The organism is Novosphingobium sp. Leaf2 (genome assembly GCF_001421325.1).
In the GTDB taxonomy this organism is placed as follows: Bacteria; Pseudomonadota; Alphaproteobacteria; order Sphingomonadales; family Sphingomonadaceae; genus Novosphingobium.
This window is the reverse complement of sequence record NZ_LMJY01000017.1, coordinates 100,975-119,169: the sequence shown is the minus strand read 5'-3', so window position 1 is coordinate 119,169 and position 18,195 is coordinate 100,975. Positions and strand designations below refer to the sequence as shown.

At 64.7% G+C, this 18,195-nt stretch carries 18 protein-coding genes and 1 tRNA gene; 17 read left to right on the top strand and 2 right to left on the bottom strand.

Going from position 1 to position 18,195, the window contains the following annotated elements:
- The 6 genes from rfbB to ASE49_RS12145 all read left to right on the top strand — a co-directional run bounded on the left by rfbB (position 1) and on the right by ASE49_RS12145 (position 5,646).
- A complete protein-coding gene (gene rfbB, locus ASE49_RS12170) occupies positions 1-1,074 on the top strand; it encodes a dTDP-glucose 4,6-dehydratase (protein WP_056773213.1) in 1,074 nt (357 codons plus the stop codon).
- Positions 1,071-1,961: a dTDP-4-dehydrorhamnose reductase gene (rfbD, locus tag ASE49_RS12165; RefSeq protein ID WP_056772693.1), complete on the top strand. Its 891-nt coding sequence runs from the start codon at positions 1,071-1,073 to the stop codon at positions 1,959-1,961. Before rfbB ends, rfbD begins: the two co-directional genes overlap by 4 nt.
- A gap of 24 nt (positions 1,962-1,985) precedes the next feature.
- On the top strand, positions 1,986-2,855 hold the full coding sequence (rfbA, locus tag ASE49_RS12160; RefSeq protein WP_056772689.1) for a glucose-1-phosphate thymidylyltransferase RfbA: 870 nt from the start codon (positions 1,986-1,988) through the stop codon (positions 2,853-2,855).
- A 138-nt stretch (positions 2,856-2,993) separates the two neighbouring features.
- Entirely contained in the window at positions 2,994-4,229 is a 1,236-nt protein-coding gene (locus ASE49_RS12155) for a DegT/DnrJ/EryC1/StrS family aminotransferase (protein WP_056772685.1), read from the top strand.
- Between the two features lie 2 nt (positions 4,230-4,231).
- On the top strand, positions 4,232-4,972 hold the full coding sequence (locus ASE49_RS12150) for a glycosyltransferase (protein ID WP_056772681.1): 741 nt from the start codon (positions 4,232-4,234) through the stop codon (positions 4,970-4,972).
- Positions 4,969-5,646: a PglD-related sugar-binding protein gene (locus ASE49_RS12145; protein WP_056772678.1), complete on the top strand. Its 678-nt coding sequence runs from the start codon at positions 4,969-4,971 to the stop codon at positions 5,644-5,646. Before ASE49_RS12150 ends, ASE49_RS12145 begins: the two co-directional genes overlap by 4 nt.
- Positions 5,647-5,655: 9 nt before the next feature.
- Here the strand turns inward: ASE49_RS12145 and ASE49_RS12140 are convergent, their stop codons facing one another.
- Positions 5,656-7,686, bottom strand: coding sequence for a calcium-binding protein (locus tag ASE49_RS12140; RefSeq protein WP_056772674.1), 2,031 nt, complete (start codon positions 7,684-7,686; stop codon positions 5,656-5,658).
- Between the two features lie 220 nt (positions 7,687-7,906).
- Between ASE49_RS12140 and ASE49_RS12135 the strand changes: the two genes are divergently transcribed.
- A complete protein-coding gene (locus tag ASE49_RS12135; protein ID WP_056772670.1) occupies positions 7,907-8,170 on the top strand; it encodes a hypothetical protein in 264 nt (87 codons plus the stop codon).
- Positions 8,171-8,211: 41 nt separating this feature from the next.
- Here ASE49_RS12135 and kdsA read toward each other — a convergent pair whose 3' ends face one another.
- Positions 8,212-9,042 carry a 3-deoxy-8-phosphooctulonate synthase gene (kdsA, locus tag ASE49_RS12130; RefSeq protein ID WP_056772667.1) on the bottom strand — a complete coding sequence of 277 codons (831 nt, stop codon included), beginning with the start codon at positions 9,040-9,042 and terminating at the stop codon, positions 8,212-8,214.
- Positions 9,043-9,266: 224 nt separating this feature from the next.
- Here kdsA and ASE49_RS12125 point away from each other — a divergent pair, with 224 nt between their 5' ends.
- The 10 genes from ASE49_RS12125 (at position 9,267) to ASE49_RS12080 (ending at position 17,837) form a co-directional block, all read left to right on the top strand.
- Positions 9,267-10,253 carry a KpsF/GutQ family sugar-phosphate isomerase gene (locus tag ASE49_RS12125; RefSeq protein WP_056772664.1) on the top strand — a complete coding sequence of 329 codons (987 nt, stop codon included), beginning with the start codon at positions 9,267-9,269 and terminating at the stop codon, positions 10,251-10,253.
- Between the two features lie 46 nt (positions 10,254-10,299).
- The gene (locus tag ASE49_RS12120; protein WP_056773210.1) at positions 10,300-11,097 is read left to right on the top strand and encodes a 3-deoxy-manno-octulosonate cytidylyltransferase; all 798 of its coding nucleotides are present in this window, start codon (positions 10,300-10,302) and stop codon (positions 11,095-11,097) included.
- 16 nt (positions 11,098-11,113) lie between these two features.
- Positions 11,114-11,746, top strand: a complete 633-nt coding sequence (locus ASE49_RS12115; RefSeq protein ID WP_056772662.1) for a histidine phosphatase family protein — start codon at positions 11,114-11,116, stop codon at positions 11,744-11,746.
- A complete protein-coding gene (locus ASE49_RS12110) occupies positions 11,743-13,422 on the top strand; it encodes a capsular polysaccharide export protein, LipB/KpsS family (RefSeq protein ID WP_327195761.1) in 1,680 nt (559 codons plus the stop codon). Before ASE49_RS12115 ends, ASE49_RS12110 begins: the two co-directional genes overlap by 4 nt.
- Positions 13,423-13,427: 5 nt before the next feature.
- Entirely contained in the window at positions 13,428-14,621 is a 1,194-nt protein-coding gene (locus ASE49_RS12105) for a glycosyltransferase family 4 protein (protein ID WP_056772653.1), read from the top strand.
- Positions 14,622-14,776: 155 nt separating this feature from the next.
- Positions 14,777-15,568 (top strand): class I SAM-dependent methyltransferase, encoded by a 792-nt coding sequence (locus ASE49_RS12100; RefSeq protein ID WP_056772651.1) that lies wholly within the window; start codon positions 14,777-14,779, stop codon positions 15,566-15,568.
- Between the two features lie 94 nt (positions 15,569-15,662).
- A complete protein-coding gene (locus tag ASE49_RS12095) occupies positions 15,663-16,241 on the top strand; it encodes a sigma-70 family RNA polymerase sigma factor (RefSeq protein WP_056772648.1) in 579 nt (192 codons plus the stop codon).
- On the top strand, positions 16,234-16,962 hold the full coding sequence (locus tag ASE49_RS12090) for an anti-sigma factor (RefSeq protein ID WP_056772645.1): 729 nt from the start codon (positions 16,234-16,236) through the stop codon (positions 16,960-16,962). The genes ASE49_RS12095 and ASE49_RS12090 overlap by 8 nt, the downstream gene beginning before the upstream one ends.
- 81 nt (positions 16,963-17,043) lie before the next feature.
- Positions 17,044-17,604: a fasciclin domain-containing protein gene (locus tag ASE49_RS12085; protein ID WP_056772640.1), complete on the top strand. Its 561-nt coding sequence runs from the start codon at positions 17,044-17,046 to the stop codon at positions 17,602-17,604.
- 157 nt (positions 17,605-17,761) lie between these two features.
- A tRNA-Thr gene (locus tag ASE49_RS12080) sits at positions 17,762-17,837 on the top strand.
- Positions 17,838-18,195: the final 358 nt, after the last annotated feature.

The window sequence follows — 18,195 nt, the reverse complement described above, 5'->3', positions numbered from 1 at the left end:
ATGCGCGTAATCGTTACCGGCGGTGCCGGCTTCATCGGCTCGGCCCTCGTGCGTTATCTGGTCCTTGAAAAGGGCTACGACGTCCTGACCATCGATGCGCTGACTTATGCGGGCTGCGAAGCGTCGCTTAAGGCGGTCGAGGGCAAGGAAAACCACCGTTTCCTGAAGGCCGACATCTGCGACCGGGCGGCGATGGACGCGGCGATTGCGGACTTCGCCCCGGACCGCATCATGCACCTGGCCGCCGAAAGCCACGTCGATCGATCAATCACAGGGGCTGCCGATTTTATTCAGACCAACGTGGTCGGCACTTTCACTCTGCTGGAAGCCGCGCGCGGCTACTGGAACGGGCTGGATACCGATGCCAAGGCCGCGTTCCGGTTTTTGCACGTTTCCACGGACGAAGTCTACGGTTCGCTCGGAGACGAGGGCCTGTTCGAGGAAACAACGCCGTACGATCCGTCCTCGCCCTATTCCGCGTCGAAGGCCGCATCCGATCATCTGGCCAAGGCGTGGGAGCGCACATACGGGCTGCCAGTGGTGGTGTCGAACTGCTCCAACAACTACGGGCCGTATCACTTCCCGGAAAAGCTGATCCCGCTCACCATCCTCAACGCGATGGAAGGCAAGCCGCTGCCGGTTTACGGCAAGGGCGATAATGTCCGCGACTGGCTGTTCGTGGACGATCACGCCCGCGCGCTCGACATCATCGCCGAGAAGGGCCGGGTGGGCGAGACCTACAACGTCGGCGGGCGCAACGAGCGCCGGAACATCGACGTGGTGCGCCGCATCTGCACCGTGCTCGACCAGCTGGTTCCCGGCGACTCCCCCCGCGAAGACCTGATCACGTTCGTTACCGACCGTCCGGGTCACGACGCGCGCTACGCGATCGATGCCACCAAGCTGGAAACCGAGCTGGGCTGGCGTGCACGCGAAACCTTCGACACCGGCATCGAGAAGACGGTCCGCTGGTATCTGGAAAACCAGTGGTGGTGGCAGCCCCTGCGCGTGCAGTACGACGGGCAGCGCCTTGGTCTGGGCGCAGTCGATACGGCGACAAAGACTTCGGCATGAGGATTGCCGTCACCGGCAACACGGGCCAAGTGGTCACCAGTCTGCTGGAACGCGGGCCAGTGGTCGGGCACGACGTGATCGCGCTGGGCCGACCCGCCCTCGACCTCGCCGATCCCGCTTCGGTGATGCGCACCCTGAAGGCGGCAAAGCCCGATGCGATCGTCTCCGCCGCCGCCTACACCGCGGTGGACAAGGCCGAAACCGAGGCGGACATCGCTCAGGCGGTGAACGGCGAAGGCGCCGGTGCCGTGGCCCAGGCCGCGAAAGCCCTGGGTGTGCCGCTGGTACACATCTCCACCGACTACGTGTTCGACGGCAACGCGAACCACCCCTACCGCGAAACCGACCCGACCGGGCCAACCGGAGTCTACGGGGCATCAAAGCTGGCAGGGGAGCAGGCCGTTCTTGCGGCGTATCCTGAAGGCAGCGCCGTGCTTCGGGTAGCCTGGGTTTACAGCCCGTTCGGGGGCAACTTCGTCAAGACCATGCTGCGTATCGGCGGTGAGCGCGACGAGGTGTCCGTGGTGGCAGATCAGGTCGGCAACCCGACCAGCGCACTGGACATCGCCGATGGCATCCTTGCCGTGCTGTCCAATCTGGCGGCCAATCCCGATCCGGCCTTGCGCAGCGTGTTCCACATGACCGCCGCCGGTGAGGCAAGCTGGGCTGACTTTGCCGAGGGCATCTTCGCCGCTTCGCAACGGCATGGCGGCCCCGCCGCCGCCGTCAAGCGCATCACCACCGCTGAGTATCCGACCCCCGCAGCCCGGCCCGCCAATTCACGGCTGGACTGCAGCCTGATCGCGAAGACGCACGGCGTGGCCCTGCCCGCCTGGCAAGGCGCGCTGGACACCGTGGTGGCCCGCCTGCTTGGCCCGGCCACCTGACCCATTACACGAGGACGACGACACATGAAGGGTATCATCCTGGCCGGCGGCAGCGGCACCCGGCTTTATCCGATGACGCTGGCAACGTCCAAGCAGCTCATGTCGGTCTACGACAAGCCGATGATCTACTACCCGCTCAGCACCCTGATGCTGGCCGGTATCCGCGAAGTGCTGATCATCTCCACCCCGCGCGATACGCCCTCGTTCCAGGCGCTGCTGGGCGACGGGTCGCAGTGGGGCATGCACTTCGAATACGCCGTGCAGCCCAGCCCTGACGGGCTGGCGCAGGCGTATGTGATCGGCGCCGACTTCGTGGCCGGCCAGCAATCCGCGCTGATCCTGGGCGATAACATCTACTACGGCCACGGCCTGCCCGAACTGCTGGGCAGCGCGGGCGCGCGCACGTCTGGCGCCAGCGTCTTCGCGTATCACGTGACCGATCCGGAGCGCTACGGCGTGGTCGCCTTCGATGATACGATGAAGGCAGTCTCGATCGAAGAGAAGCCGGAAAAGCCCCAGTCCAACTGGGCTGTCACCGGCCTGTATTTCTACGACGCGCAAGTCGTGGACATCGCCGCCAACCTGGCGCCCTCCCCGCGTGGCGAACTGGAGATCACCGACGTCAACCGCGTGTATCTGGAGCGCGGCGAACTGTCGGTCGAGATCATGGGGCGTGGCTACGCCTGGCTCGATACCGGCACGCCGGACAGTCTGCTGGACGCCGGCGAATACGTGCGAATTCTGGAAAAGCGCCAAGGCTTCAAGATCGCAAGCCCCGAGGAAATCGCGTTCCGCCAGGGCTTTATCGACGCTGCCGGCATGGAACGCGCCATCGCCAAGCTCGGCAAATCGGACTACGGTCGGTATCTGCGCGGGATCATGACCGAAAGATGAGCCTGCCCGGCTTAGGAAGCAACCCGCTGTTGGCGGCTGGCGGTCGTTGCAGTATGCTGGAGGCATAACCCCGTTTTAAGGGGCGGCGGCGGCGCTTTTCCAGGTGCCATGCGCTTTGAAAGAGAAACTGGCTGCCACATGCCGCTCCGTCCTTTGCCCGCCCCCGATAGCCCTGACGCACCCGCGTCTGTCGAACTGCAGGCTGCCGAACGCCATCTGCTGGCGTTCAAGCCGCAGCTGCCGTCCACCGATGCGCTGATCCCGTATCTGCGGCAGATCGACCAGTCGCGCATCTACTCCAACTACGGCCCGCTGGTGCTGACGTTGCAAAGCCGGCTGCAAGACCTGTTCGGCCTGCCCGCCAACACGGTGGTGCCTACAGGATCGGGCACAGCCGCGCTGATGGCTGGCATTCTGGCGCACGCGGGGCGCCCCGCGCCGGAGCGCCCGCTGGCGCTGTGCCCGGCCTATACTTTCGTGGCCACCGCCGCAGCGGTTCGGCAGTGCGGGTACGAGCCCTATCTCGTTGATGTATCTCCCGACACCTGGACGGCCAACCCCGCCGCGCTGCTGGATCATCCGATGCTGGCACGGGTCGGGCTGGTGGTGCCGGTATGCGCTTATGGCCGGGCGATCGACATCGCGGCGTGGGAGGACTTTCAGCAGCGTACCGGCGTGCCGGTGGTCGTCGACGCTGCTGCCGCGATCGAGGCTGTCGCCGATGGCAGGATGCACGTCAGCCGTCATCTGCCGCTGGCGCTCAGCTTCCACGCGACCAAGGCGTTCGGGTGCGGCGAGGGCGGTTGCCTGGCATGGGCGGACGCAACCCTGGCGATGCGCGGCGCGCAGACGATCAACTTCGGATTCCTGGGATCACGTAACAGCCAGACCGAGAGCCTGAACGGCAAGATGAGCGAATACCACGCCGCCGTCGCGCTGGCAGAGCTTGACGGGTGGACGGCCAAGCGCGCCGCTTTGGCGGGGTGTGCTGCTGCGTATCGCAAAGCCTTCACGGCGGCCGGGCTGCCTCTCGATACGCTGATCACCGCACCGGACATCGCCTCGAATTACGTGCTGTACCGGCTCGGTGAACAGCACGTGCCCGTCGCTGGCCTCAGCGCCGGACTGGCACGCGCCGGGATCGAGACGCGCCAATGGTACGGCCAGGGCTTGAAGGGGCACGACATCTTGCGCACCGTGGCCGCCGATACGCTGGACACCAGTGACCGCCTTGCCGCCACCTTGCTGGGCCTGCCGGTGGCGTGTTCGCTGTCGATGGCCCAGGCCACACGGGTGGCGCGGCTGCTGGCTCACGAGCAGGACGCGGGCGCGCCGGTCACGCCCGCTGCGTCTATGGCCCATCCGAAAGCCTGAACATGCGCAAGACCGCCATCATCCTGAGCTACGAGCGGCCCATCTACCTGTGGAACACACTGGACGCCCTCTACAAGGCGACGCGTTCCGAGGTTGACTATATCCTTGTGGATCAGGGCAGCACTGATCCGCTCGTGTCCGAGGTGATCGACGGATTCGTCGCACGCGGGCTGATCGCTACCGTCATCCGCAACGACAAAAACGACCCCTTCGCGATGGAGAAGCTTCTCAACGATCGTTACCCGCAGTTGAGCGATGTGTTCTTCTACATCGAAAATGACGTGGTGGTGGATCGGCAACCCCGCTGCTGGACGGACCGGATGCTCGATTTTTTCGATCGCGATCCGCGCCTTGCCATGCTGGGATCGCTGGTCGACACCAGCGACTTCGTGCCGCGCGAACACCTGGAAGCGAAGCTGGGCCGAGAAGCGACCAAGGCGGAGCTTGATGCGATCAAGTGGTTTTCGCCGGAGCGGGCAATACCGCCCATCGGACCGGACGAGATCGCCTCGCCATTCAACCCGCCGGGGCGGCTGCTGGCTTTGCGCAAAGCTGCGATCAAGGATGTGCCAGTCCTGCGTGATGCCCCCATGCACGATCATCTGCTGACGAACGGATGGCGCACGGGCATTACCGGCGCGGTGGTCCACCGGCATCTTTCCTTGTTCAACTTCTTCGATTTTCCAGATTATGGCATGGTCCGGCGCGATGATTTCATGAACTACGCATCCGGCAAGCAATGATCGACGTCGCGATCTACGGCGCCTCGGGCCAGGCGCGATCGGTATGCGAAATCATCACCCGGCAGCGCAAGTTCGACCACTTGCGCGTCGTAGCGTTGATCGACGATTTCATCGACGAAGATGCGGACGCTGGCGATTTTGACGGCATTTCGATCATTGGCCCCAGGCAATGGCTGGCCAAACACCGAAACGCGTCCATATTGCTGGGCGTTGGTTCAGTGGCAGGCAAGCGCCACCTCGCGGCCAAAGTCCTGGCCGCCGGCGCCCGGTTCGTAGAGCCTATCATCGACCAGACTGCCGGCGTCTTGAGCGGCGTCGAGATGGGTTTGGGAAGCTACATCGCTTACGGCACTTACGTCGGGCCGGGCTGCCGCATCGGCGAGCATGTGTCGATCATGACAAATTCGTCGATCGGGCATGACGTAACGATAGCCGATTTCTGCACCATCTGCCCCACCGCCACGATATCAGGATCGGTGGTTATCGAGGAAGGTGCGTTCCTGGGAGCAGGCGCCGTCATCGTAAACGGCACGGCCGCGCGCCCTCTCGTCGTAGGCGCCGGCGCAACTGTCGCGGCAGGGGCGGTCGTGACCAAGTCGGTTCCTGCCGGGCAAACGGTGATGGGCAACCCTGCCCGTCCGCTGCGCGATCTGGCACGGCGCAGCAGACGGTAGGTTTCAAAATCAGACTACGAACGGGGCGTAGCCGAAATCCGCGGCAGTAAAGCTCCTGGCGTTGGTGCTGTCGAATTCCACGACTGTCGTCCAGGGCGACAGCGCCAGTAGGCCGGGGCCATCCTTGTCCATCTGCAGCAGCGTGTCGGACCCTGACTGAACCAGCCGCAGATGCCCGGTCGAGAACGGGTTGGTGCCCGGGTTCCAGTTCGTCAGGTTGTCGGCCAGGAAGTTGCTGTACGTGCCGTTGAGATCGACGGTGTCGGTCCCGACCTTGAAGTCGGAGACGTGGATTACGCCGCCCGGTAACACCGAACTCAGTAGCCCCTTAACCCCGGTAAGAGCCAGCGTGTCCGCGCCGGCGCCCAGCGAGATGAGCTGATCGGGCGTGGACACATCGATCAGCACGATGTCGTTGCCTGCACCTGCCGTGATCGTGGTGTGGATCACACCGGAAACCGCGATGAAGTCATCGCCGTCCCCGCCGTTGATCGTGGCGGACAGCGCATTGGTGACGCCGACGTTGTCGTTGCCCGCGCCGCCCTGAATCGTGACCGTGTCGATCGCCCGACCGGTAGCACCGGAGAAGTAGATGCCATCGTTGCCATCGCCGCCATCGAGCAGCACGCCGCTTGCCGGTGTGAGCCCCGTGCGCGATACTTGCAATACGTCATCGCCGCCTTGGCCGAACATGGTGTCGTTGCCGCCATCGGAATCATACAAGCTGTCACTGGCGCCATCGTCGAACAGGCCGTCCTGCGTATGACCGTAAAAGAGGTCGTGACCTAGTCCGCCGCTCAAGGTGTCGGCACCGGCGCCACCTTCCAGTATGTCGTTGCCGTTGCCGCCATACATCGTATCGTCGCCACCCAACCCGCGCAGGTGATCATCGGCGCCGGTGCCTACCAACAGATCGCCGCTGGCGGTGCCTTGGATCAGCGGGGTCAGGTCCGTCGCGGTGAGTTTGTAGCTGCCCGCCTGAAGCAGCGACAGCACGCCGCCGACCAAGCCCGTTCCCGCAACCGAAACGTAATATGTGCCGGCTGACGATGCCGTGATCGTGGCTGCTCCCGCTCCCACTCCTGCGGATGACAAAGCATGGCCAGCCGCATCGAAGACCTGCAACGTGCCGGCACGCAGGCCGCTGAATTCAAGACCCAGCGAAACGCGTTGGCCGGCGGCAAGATCAATCTGAAACCAGTCCTGGTCTGCCAGGGTATCGATCTTCGATGTGACGCTCGTCCCTGAAGACAATTGGTGATCCAGTTGCTCGCGTCCGTACGTTGCATCGCCTGACCGCCCTTCCGCGTATCCGTTCGCAACCCAGTGCCGCAGCGCACCCCGGACACCAAGTCCGGCTTCGCCCAGATCCCTTTGCGACAGGAGATAGGCGACCTCGTCGAATGCCGTGGTTGACCGTCCCTCGGTCAGCCCGTGCTCGACGTAGTGCCGGCTCGCGCTTTGGGTATCGGTACCGAAGGCGACGATCAGGTCTGGATTGGACGCTGTGGAATCAAGGGCATCGAAGCTGTTGGTAGCCCGCTGTTCGACGAGCCCATGCTCCACGTAATGACGCTCGGCGGCGTCCGTATCGGCGCCATACCCGCGGATCAGATCTGCGTTGGATGCCAGATAGCCGATCGCATCGAAGCTGTCCGTCTGGCGCCCCTCGCTGAAGCCGTGTTCCACGTAATGCCGGGTTGCGGCGACCGGGTCGGCACCATAGGCTCGGATCAGGTCGGGGTTGGATGCCAGATACCCAACCGCGTCGAAGCCGTTGATCGCCCGTCCTTCATTCAGACCAAATTCGATGTAGTGCCGTGTCGCTGCGGCGACGTCCGATTGGTACGCGGCTATGAGGTCGGGGTGTGTCGCAAGGTACTGCAGCGGGTCAAAGGTGATCGTGCGCCCTTCAGATTGGCCAAACTGGACATAGTGATTTCGGCCCGCTTCGATATCGGAGCCATAGGCACGGATGAGGTCGGGGTGAGAGGCGATATAGGCAAGTACCTGTGCGTCCGATAGTTCGGGGCTCGACATGTGATGTATCCCTTGCCGCCTGCGTCACGGACACAGGTTGGTTGCGTGAAAAAGAACTTGAAAAAAATCTGTCCGATCTTCTTCCACGCACCATGGAAAGTTTGGATTACATGCCGCATACCGAAAAGTGCTAGTGAGCCGTTAAGCCGCTAAAAAGCATATCCCTTAACGGTTCCCAATCCCGCGTTTTCGACGCCCTTGTTGCTGGAGGCTGAAAGCCATGACCCTCATCGATCTAGCGGCGCAGGCGATGGCGAAGGTGCAAGGGAGCCAATGGGCCGTCCTGAATGGCGCGGAGCAACAGACGTTGCGCGATTGCGTGCACGCCGTCATCAAAGCGGTTCGCCAGCCGGACGTCCGCATGACCGAGGCCGGGGCCGAAATCATCCGCAAAATCGGACCGGACGAATCCGACGCCGCGCATCTCAGCGATGCGGCAAACACCTGGCGCTTTATGATCGACGCCCTGCTGGATGAGGATTGAAGCGCCGGCGGTCAGGCGTGAGGCAGCGCTGACCTGGCTCCTCAGCCGCCTTTGACCAAGGCGTCGATCGCCTGCAGCTTGGCCAGCAAAGGCTCCAGTTGATCCAGCTGCAGCGCGTTGGGGCCATCGGACAGCGCCTTGTCAGGATCCGGGTGCGTTTCCATGAACACGCCGGAAACGCCCGCCGCCACCGCTGCGCGCGCCAGCAAGGGCACATATTCGCGCTGGCCGCCCGAACGCTCGCCAAGGCCGCCGGGCTGTTGCACGGAATGCGTGGCATCGAACACCACCGGACAACCGGTCTGCGCCATGATCGCCAGGCCGCGCATGTCCGATACCAGCGTATTGTAGCCGAACGAGGTCCCGCGCTCACACAGCATGAACGCGTCTGCGTCGTGCCCGGCTGCCGTCGCCGCATTGCGCGCTTTGGCGATCACCTGCGTCATGTCAGCGGGCGCCATGAACTGCGCCTTCTTGATGTTGACCGGCTTTCCCGAGGCTGCAACGGCTGCAATGAAGTCGGTCTGGCGCGCCAGGAATGCTGGTGTCTGCAGCACGTCAACCGCGTGCGCGACGGCTGAAACCTGCGCCGCCTCATGCACATCCGTAAGCACCGGCAAGCCGGTTTCCATCCGCACCTTTTCAAGAATGCGCAAGCCTTCGTCGATCCCTGTTCCCCGATACGAACGATCTGAACTGCGATTCGCTTTGTCGAAAGATGCCTTGAAAATCACCAGCATACCCAGCCGCTTCGCAACCGCAGCAATCGCTTCGGCTATGAAAAGCGTCATCTCCTCGCTTTCGATGACACACGGTCCTGCAATTGCGAATAGAGGACTGCCTGCGTCGATCTCGCGGCCACAGAGAAGCATGGTGAACCTTTCGGTTAAATTCTTGAAATCCGCTGGCTTACCGCAAGTGCTGCCATTAATCGCATCGGCTCGAGGGGGCATCTCCTTAGGCGGGGAACGAATTGGCTGGCAATACCTTGTAGCGAATGGAGCGCCACAAAGGTTGATATACAAATCAGCGTGTCCTAACGCCGCAACGGCGACCCCGGTTTTACAAACCGTTGAATTTAAGTGGTTTTACTGATATGAAAACGGTTTTTCTCCAAAGGCGGCATTCGGCTTCGGCGTTGAAGACGCTGGATATCGAGCTGGAAGCCCTTCAGGCGTTGAAGACAGCGCTAAAAGGGCCGGAGATGCGTGATGCCGTTGATCGCGCTATTCAGACGCTCGCGGCAACCCGCGGTCGAGTCATCGTGACGGGCATGGGGAAAAGCGGCCACATCGCGCGCAAGATCGCTGCCACGATGCGGTCTACGGGCACGTCGGCATTGTATCTACACCCCGGTGAGGCCAGCCATGGTGACCTTGGAGTCATCACGAAGGACGACGTGGTGCTGGCCATCACATGGTCAGGTGAAACCTCAGAACTCAACGACATATTTTATTACTGCAACCGCTTCGGCGTGAAGCTGATCGTCGCCACCTCCCACCCGGAAAGCACGGCTGGTCGGGCTGCGGACATCTGCCTGTCGATGCCCCCGGTGCGCGAAGCCTGCCCAAACGAACTCGCGCCCACCTCGTCCACCACGGTGCAACTCGTTCTGGGCGATGCGCTGGCGGTGGCACTGATCGAGGCGCGTGGTTTTTCGCCGTCCGATTTTCACGTTTTCCACCCTGGCGGCAAGCTGGGCGCCCAGCTTGCCCGGGTCGGTCAGGTCATGGGCACGGGCGATGCCGTGCCGCGCGTCAGCCGTGACGCGTCGCTCACCAGCGCCACGCTGGAGATGAGCCGCAAGCGCTATGGTTGCACCGCCGTGGTGGACGACGATGACAAGCTTGTCGGCGCATTCACCGATGGCGATCTGCGCCGCTGCATTGCGGTGCACGATCTCAACGACAATATCGGCCTCCACATGTCACCACGCCCCGTAACGGTGGAGGCGGACATGCTGGTGTCCGAAGCGCTGGCGATCCTGAACGAAAATGCCGTGTCGGTCTTGTTCGTCGTCGATGGCGAAAAGCTGGTGGGCATCGTGCACATGCATGATCTGGTCAGGGCCAGCGTTGCCTGATCCCGCGGTGCCACAAAGGCACGCGCCGGATACCCCAACTGCCTTGATAGTGGTCCCGGCCCGGTATGGGTCCACGCGCCTGCCCGGCAAGCCATTGTTACCGATTGCTGGACGCACGCTCCTCGAACGGGTGGTCGCGATCGCGCAGGCCGCTGCGCGACGTGCAGGTGATTGTAACGTTGTCGTTGCTACCGACGATCCCCGCATCGCCGATCACGCCCAGGGTCTTGGCGCCGATGTAGTGATGACCGACGCGAGCCTTGATTCCGGCTCCTCGCGCGCCTGCGCTGCGGCCCATGCGTGCCCGCACCGCCCGGACATCGTCATCAACCTGCAGGGCGATGCGCCATTCGTGCCGCCGGCCGTGGTGTCAGGGCTGATCAAAACGCTGCGCGATGGCAATGCGGACGTCGCAACACCGGTCTATCAGCTGGACTGGGCACGCCTGGACCGGCTGCGCGCGCACAAGCAGACCGCGCCCTTCAGCGGCACCACCTGCATTCGCGGTGCGGACAGTCGCGCCTTGTGGTTTTCCAAATCCATCCTGCCAGCAATCCGCAATGAAGCGGCCTTGCGCGACGCCGGACCGATGTCTCCGGTGTGGCAACATCTGGGGCTCTATGGCTATCGCATGGCCGCGCTGGAATGGTTCGCGGCAGCCCCACCGGGCGTTTACGAAGCGCTGGAAGGACTTGAGCAGCTGCGGTTCCTGGAAAACGGTCGAACGATTGCCACGGTAGAGGTCGAGATGCCGGCCCATGCACTTTCCGGAATAGATACCCCGGCAGACATTGCCGCCGCCGAGGATGCCATCGCACGACTAGGCGATCCGTTCGCGGGCTGATACCTGCGCGTTTGCCATGACCGCCGCTGCCCCCGTTCCCGCTTTCGTTATCGTGCGCCATGGCAACACGTTTGCTTCCGGCGAAACGCCGCGCCGCATCGGCGCGCGTACGGACCTGCCGCTCACCCCTGCGGGCGAGGCCCAGGCGCAGGCCCTCGGCCGGCACTTTTCCCAGGTGGGATGGCACTTTACCAAAGTGCTGGCATCGCCCCTGCTACGCACCCGTGCCACCGCGCAGGCGATCATCAACCGGCAGCCCACGCCTGTCATGCCCGAGCCGTGTGAATGGCTGCGCGAGATCGATCACGGGGTGGATGAGAACCAGCCCGAGGATGCCGTGATCCGGCGCATCGGTGCCGACGCGCTGGCGGCGTGGGATGCACACGGAATCGCGCCGCCGGGTTGGACGGTCGATGCGCCTGGCCGCCTTGCCGGATGGCGCGCCCTGTTTGCCGCTCACCAGGCAGACTGCCCCGTGCTGCTGGTCACCAGCAACGGCGCAGCGCGCTTCGCCCTGCTGGCGGATCCCGCACTGTCGACGGCGATGGCTTCGCTTGCAAGCCTGAAGCTGCCGACCGGCGGCTATGGGCTCATCACACGCCAACCTGATGGCACGCTGGCGGTGCCGGTATGGGGCACGCGGCCTTGAGCGCAATCCTGCCCCTGCTGCGCAGCCCGCCCTTTCCAAAAGCGCACGGCAGCGTGTCCTGCGCCAACGAGTGCCCTGCCGGCAACGGTGAGGCTGATGAAATGCTGGCCGTGTTCGCCCGCATTCGGGCGGCGACGGTTGGTGGCCGGTTCTGGGCCGAACCCGCAGCGCTTGACCAGCCCGTCGGCACTGTGCTGCGTCCGCGCCGGGTGCGCGATCTTGCCGCCCACCTTGAAGCATTGAACGCATCTGATCGCCGCTCGGCGGTGTGGATCGCGACGGACCGGCACATGGCGCGCGCGCTCGCGGGCCTGGTGGCGAAGGAGGGCGGCGCCTGGCGCGGCGATGTCGATCCGTGGTCGGTGCTGGACAAGGCGCGCTGCCTTGCGGCGCATGGTGACGATGAATGGGTGGCCCTGGCGCGCATCGCCGGGGTGCCGGTGCGGATCCTCTCCCCAGGACGATTCGGCGGCGGCGATTCCGCGATGCTCGACTGCCTCGCGTATCGGGCGGTGTCCGGCGTGGTCTATCGCAACCCGTTCACTGGCGAACCGGCTGGCCTGAACGAGACGATCGACGTACTGGCCGGCTGGCGCGCCATGCTGGACGCCAACCGCCCGATCGCGGTCGCCTGCGGCATGGCTTGGTGGAAACGCTCGGAGATACAGCGCTTTTTATGGCATCCCCAGCGCCGCCTGCGCATGGTCCGCAGCCCCACCCGCGCCCTGGCGGTCGCGCAAAAGGCCGGGGGTGCCGTCGCCATCTGGCCCTCGCGCGTCTCGCCGGCGTTGATCGCGGGTGCACAGGCGCGCAGCGTGCCGCTGGTGCGCGTGGAGGACGGCTTCGTGCGTTCAGCGGGGCTGGGGGTGGACCTGGTGCCGCCATCTTCCGTGGTGGTGGACGCCAGCGGCATCCACTTCGACCCCTCAGGCCCCAGCGATCTGGAGCATATCCTGTCCACCACCGATTTCGCCCCCGCCCTGCTGGCGCGTGCGCGGGCGTTGCGCGAAACCATCGTGGCGGCGGGCATCAGCAAATATGCGGCCGGGGATGCTGCGGCAAAGGCGATCCCTGCGCGCAACGCCGGACACCGCCGCATCCTGGTGCCGGCACAGGTAGAAGACGACATGTCGATGCTGGCGGCGGGCGGGGGGCTTTCCAACCTCGACCTCCTGCGCCGTGCTCGCGCGCTGGAGCCGGACGCCGAAATCTGGTTCCGACCCCACCCGGACGTGGATGCAGGACACCGCAAGGGTGCAGTTCCGGACAGCCAGGTCCTTGAATTTGCTGACAAGATCATGCGCGGCGGCGGGATGGCGCCACTGCTCGATGCGGTGGACGGCGTGCACGTGCTCACCTCGCTCACCGGCTTCGAGGCGCTTTTGCGCGGGCGCGATGTCACCTGCCACGGCACCCCCTTCTACGCCGGCTGGGGGCTGACCCGCGATCTGGGCGCGGTGCCGGAGCGGCGCGGCAGGGCGCTTTCGCTGGACGCGCTGGTGGCCGGGGTGTTGATCCTCTACCCGCGCTATCTCGATCCGGTGAGCGGTTTGCCCTGCCCGCCCGAGGTGCTGGTGGGCCGCATGGCGAATGCCACCGCCGTCAACCGTCTGGGCTGGGTGGCGCCGCTGCGGCGCTGGCAAGGACGCCTTATGACCGCGTTAAGGAGGGGTTAGCGCGCATGGCCGACGTCATCCTCGACATTTCGCGCCTGATTTCACGGGGGCGCTATTCCACGCCTTCGGGGGTGGACCGGGTGGAGATGGCTTACGCGCGCGGTCTGCTGGGGCTGTACGGCGATCGCCTGACGTTCGCTGCGGTGCATCCCATCGGCCGCTACGGACGGCTGAACCGGCGCGCCGCGCTGCAGTTTCTGGACGAGATGGAGCGCCGCTGGTCCAGCCAGGACGATAACCCGCACCAGCGTTCGGTGCTGTCCGCCCTGCCGCATCTGATCGCGCTGTGGCCGACCCGGCGCGGGGTGGGTACCGGCAAGGTCTACGTCCAGGCATCGCCCCATCACCTGACGAAGATGGACACGGTGCGCCGCATCTTGGCGCGCGAGAGGGCCAGGTTCGTGTGCCTGGTGCACGATCTCATCCCGATAGAGTTTCCCGAATACGCCCGCCCCTCCGGCGCGGCGCTGCACCGCCACCGGATCGAGACGGTGGCCGCCACTGCCAACGCGGTGATCGTCAATTCCGCCGCCACCGGCCGCTCGCTGCAACCGTGGCTCAAGCCCGACGCGCGGGTGCATGTGGCGCTGCTGGGCACTGAGGCGCTGCCCCCCGCCGCGCCCGAACGCGGCCCGGATGCGCGCCCCTACTTCGTGTGTCTGGGCACGATCGAGCCGCGCAAGAACCACCTCCTGCTGCTGCACTTGTGGCGGCATCTGGCCGAAACCCTACCGCCCGAAGAGGTGCCGCGCCTGGTCGTGATCGGTCGCCGGGGCTGGGAGAACGAGCAGATCGTCGACATGCTGGAACGCTGCCCGGCCCTTAGCGGCCATGTGGACGAGTTGAGCGGCTGTTCCGATGCGCGCCTTTCCGCCCTGCTGCGCGGCGCGCGCGCGCTGCTGATGCCCTCGTTCGCGGAAGGCTACGGGATGCCGGTGGCCGAAGCGCTGTCGGTCGGCACCCCGGCCTTGTGCAGCGACATTCCCGCCTTGCGCGAAGTGGGCGAGGACGTGCCGGACTATATCGACCCGCTGGACGGCCCGGGGTGGAAAGCAGCCATTCTGGACTATGCCGCGCGAGGCCCCGCCTACGCCGCCCAGATGGCGCGCCTGCCCACGTGGCACAACCCGACCTGGAGCGAACACATCGCCACCGTGGCCCGTGCGATCGAGGGCCTGATGCCCGCCCCGCCGGTCTGACCGCAGATGGCGGCGTACCGCCGGCACGATGCGCGCGGATCCTTGTCACGCAGGTGTCGCAGCAATGATGAATAGGCTGCCAGCCATCCATGCGGGTAGGCGCTAGGCCTTTATCCGACAGATCCCGTAACGATGCTTTTAAGGCGAAAAAGATCATGAATGCCACTACGATTGTCGACCAGACATCTACGATCGCATCGCCTTACGCCGCCCCGTGCAAGATCGCGTCCCTCGATGAGTGCTACTTCTATCATACGATGGACATCCCCGCTCACGGCACCGTGCAGGGCGAATGGGACCTTCGCGGCTTGATCGACGATTATCTGGGCCATTGCGATTTTGCTGGAAAGCGGGTGCTGGACGTGGGCGCGGCATCGGGAATCCTCAGCTTCCATATCGAACAGGCCGGGGCCGAGGTCGTGTCCTTCGATCTGTCGGACGACTACGACTGGGACATCGTGCCGTTTGCCGAGAATGACCACGACGCCACCCGCGCCGAGCGGCGGCAGCATTTGCGCCGGATCAACAACGGCTACTGGCTTTGCCACGAAGCGTTTCAATCCAGCGCAAGAATGGTGAACGGCGTGGTCTACGACATTCCGCGCTCAATCGGGCCGGTGGATATAGCCGTTTTCGGCAGCATCCTGCTGCATGTGCGCGACCCGTTTCTGGCGCTGCAGAACGGCGCAAGGCTGGCACGCGAAGCGGTGATCGTGTCCGACACCTCCCCTTACGGACGGATCGCCAGCCGGTTCAGGCGCACGCCGCGGTTCATGCCGCGCGCCGCGAAGCCCGGTGGCATCAACGATGGCTGGTTTCGCCTGCCGCCCCTTCTGGTGCAGGAATACCTGGGAATCCTGGGCTTCAAGAACAGCACCGTGACTTGGAACACCTTCAAATATGGCGACCGGGTGCGCCCGATCTACACCATCATCGCCCGCCGCTAGGCTGCTGCGACTCCCGCACGCCCAGGCGCAATTTGTCGCCTGCGTTGGCGTGTTCGGGATTGATCCAGAGCCCCGAAACGGGCACGACTGAAGCATGGGCGAACGGGGTGGGGCAGATCAGGCAGAGCGGCGAGAGAGGCTGAGTACGGCCCTTCGCCAGACCGCGTCTGGCGACGCATCGGCGCTGCGCCAGGTCTATGACATGACGTCCGCGAAACTGTTTGGCATCTGCCTTCGTATCTGTGGAGATACCCAGGCTGCGGAGGACGTCTTGCAGGATGTCTATGTCAAAGTGTGGCGGCGCGCCGGCGCGTTCGACGAAGTGCGGGCCAGCCCGATAAGCTGGCTTGCCGCCATTGCGCGCAACGCGGCGGTGGACTGGAAGCGCGCGCACGAACGCCATGCCCCGCCCACTGGCGATGCCAGCCTGGCGCTGATCGCCGATGACGCGCCGCTGGCCGATCGCCTGCTGGAGGACGACCAGTTCCGCCTGCGCCTGCATGCCTGTCTGGACGGTCTGAACACGCACGAGGCGGACGCGATCCGCCGCACGTTCCTGGACGGGCTGACGTATCAGCAACTGGCCGACCGGGTGGAGAGCCCGCTGAGCACGGTGAAAAGCTGGATCCGGCGCGGGATGATGAAGCTCAAAGGCTGCCTGGGCGATGGTTGACGTGCCGCCCGAAAGCCCGGACGCTGACCGCGAGGCGCTTGCCGCCGAACTCGCGCTCAATCTGCTCGACGGGACGGAGCGGGCCCAGGCCCTGCGGCTGTGCCTGTCCGACCCGGCTTTCGCCGCCGCCGTGGAAGCGTGGAGCCTGCGCCTTGCGCCGCTGCTCGACGCGATTCCTTATGCCGAGCCATCGCTCCGTGTCTGGAACGCGGTGGAAGCCCGGATCGGCGTGGCCGCCCCGGCGCCGGTCACGAACATCGCCGCGCGTCTCAAGGCCTGGCGGGCCGGCGCACTGGCGGCCAGCGCCGTGGCCGCGTGCCTTGCCCTGGTCATCGCGTTCAACCCCGTCCAACTGCCACGGCCCGCCCCGCCTGCCATATCGGCCGCAGCTCCGGTCGCCGTCGCCCAGTTGGCCGGAGCAAGCGATGCGGCGCGGATCGCGGTGGCCTACGATCCCAAGGCCGGGCTGTTGCGGGTTGGCCCGCAGGCGCTGGCGGCGCATGGGAAAAGCCCTGAACTATGGGTGATCCCCGAGGACGGCGTTCCTCGCTCGCTAGGCCTGCTGGCCGGTGCGGGAGTGCCTCTAACCGTCCGTCCGGCGCTGCGCCCTTTCCTGCACGATGGCGCCACGCTTGCCATCACGATGGAAGATCCCGCCAGTGCGCCGCATCCCGGCCCAAGCGGCAAGCCGGTGCTGACGGGAATAATTGCCAGCATCTGATCCGGGCTGCATCCAGACAGGCTTCTCGTGCGTATCTTCCGGTGCATTCCACAAATCGGGGTGCGAGACGAGGATGCCGACATGAAAACCCTATCACGCACATTTGCCGTTGCCCTGATGACCACCGCGCTGTTCGCCGGCGGCACTGCCGCGCAGGCCAAGAACCCCATGGTGGGCGGCGCTGCGATGTACCCGACCAAGGACATCGTCGATAACGCGGTCAATTCGAAGGATCACACCACGCTGGTCGCAGCCGTAAAAGCGGCAGGCCTGGTCGACACGCTCAAGGGCCCCGGTCCGTTCACCGTATTTGCGCCCACCAACGAGGCGTTCAAGAAGCTGCCCGCCGGCACCGTCGACACACTGCTGAAGCCTGAGAACAAGGATCAGCTGACCAAGATCCTGACCTATCACGTCGTCCCGGGCCGCCTCACCGCCGCCGACATCGCGGCCAACGCCAAGGCGCACGGCGGCAAGGCCGAGCTGACCACGGTGGAAGGCGAAACGCTGACGGCCTGGAAGGACAAGGCCGGCGGCTGGTGGCTGACCGATGCCAAGGGCGGCAAGGCCCGCATCACCATCCCCAACGTCATGCAGTCCAACGGCGTGATCCACGTGATCAACGCCGTGCTGATGCCCTGATCGCACCGCGCCCCCCTGAAGGTGCGAGCAGGGAGGGGCCGTCGGAGACTATCCGGCGGCCCTGACCGTCTGATCTCTCTACCGCGGACGAAGCTTGAAAAAGGCAATTGCGTCCCGCCCCTCCCCCATGTAAACGCCGCCCCTGCCCACAAGGCGCGCCGCTTTAGCTCAGTTGGTAGAGCATCGCATTCGTAATGCGGGGGTCACAGGTTCGAGTCCTGTAAGCGGCACCAGGGCACTTCGTTTCCAAGCGATAGCGCGCTCGAAAAACCCCGAAAATCATGCATAACATAGCAAACATCGGCTTTGCGGTGACACCCCCCGTCCAGCTTGGTCCGGGTGATTTGGAGGGTCGAATCGGGGGCGTTTTCGCCAACTGGCCGTCGATCTCCCTGTCCTGAAACCCAAGGCAATGCGTGCTGGGTTGCGGATGATACGTGGCTCGTTTCCCCAACCGGTTCGCCGCACTGGCGCGGAAAGTTTGTTTCCACGGCATCGAGACGGCAATGGCGGCGGAACGCCGTCCCGACCTCACCGTCAAGGAATCACGCGTGAGGCAGAACGAAGCGCGCGCCCAGCCGGCATAGAGGC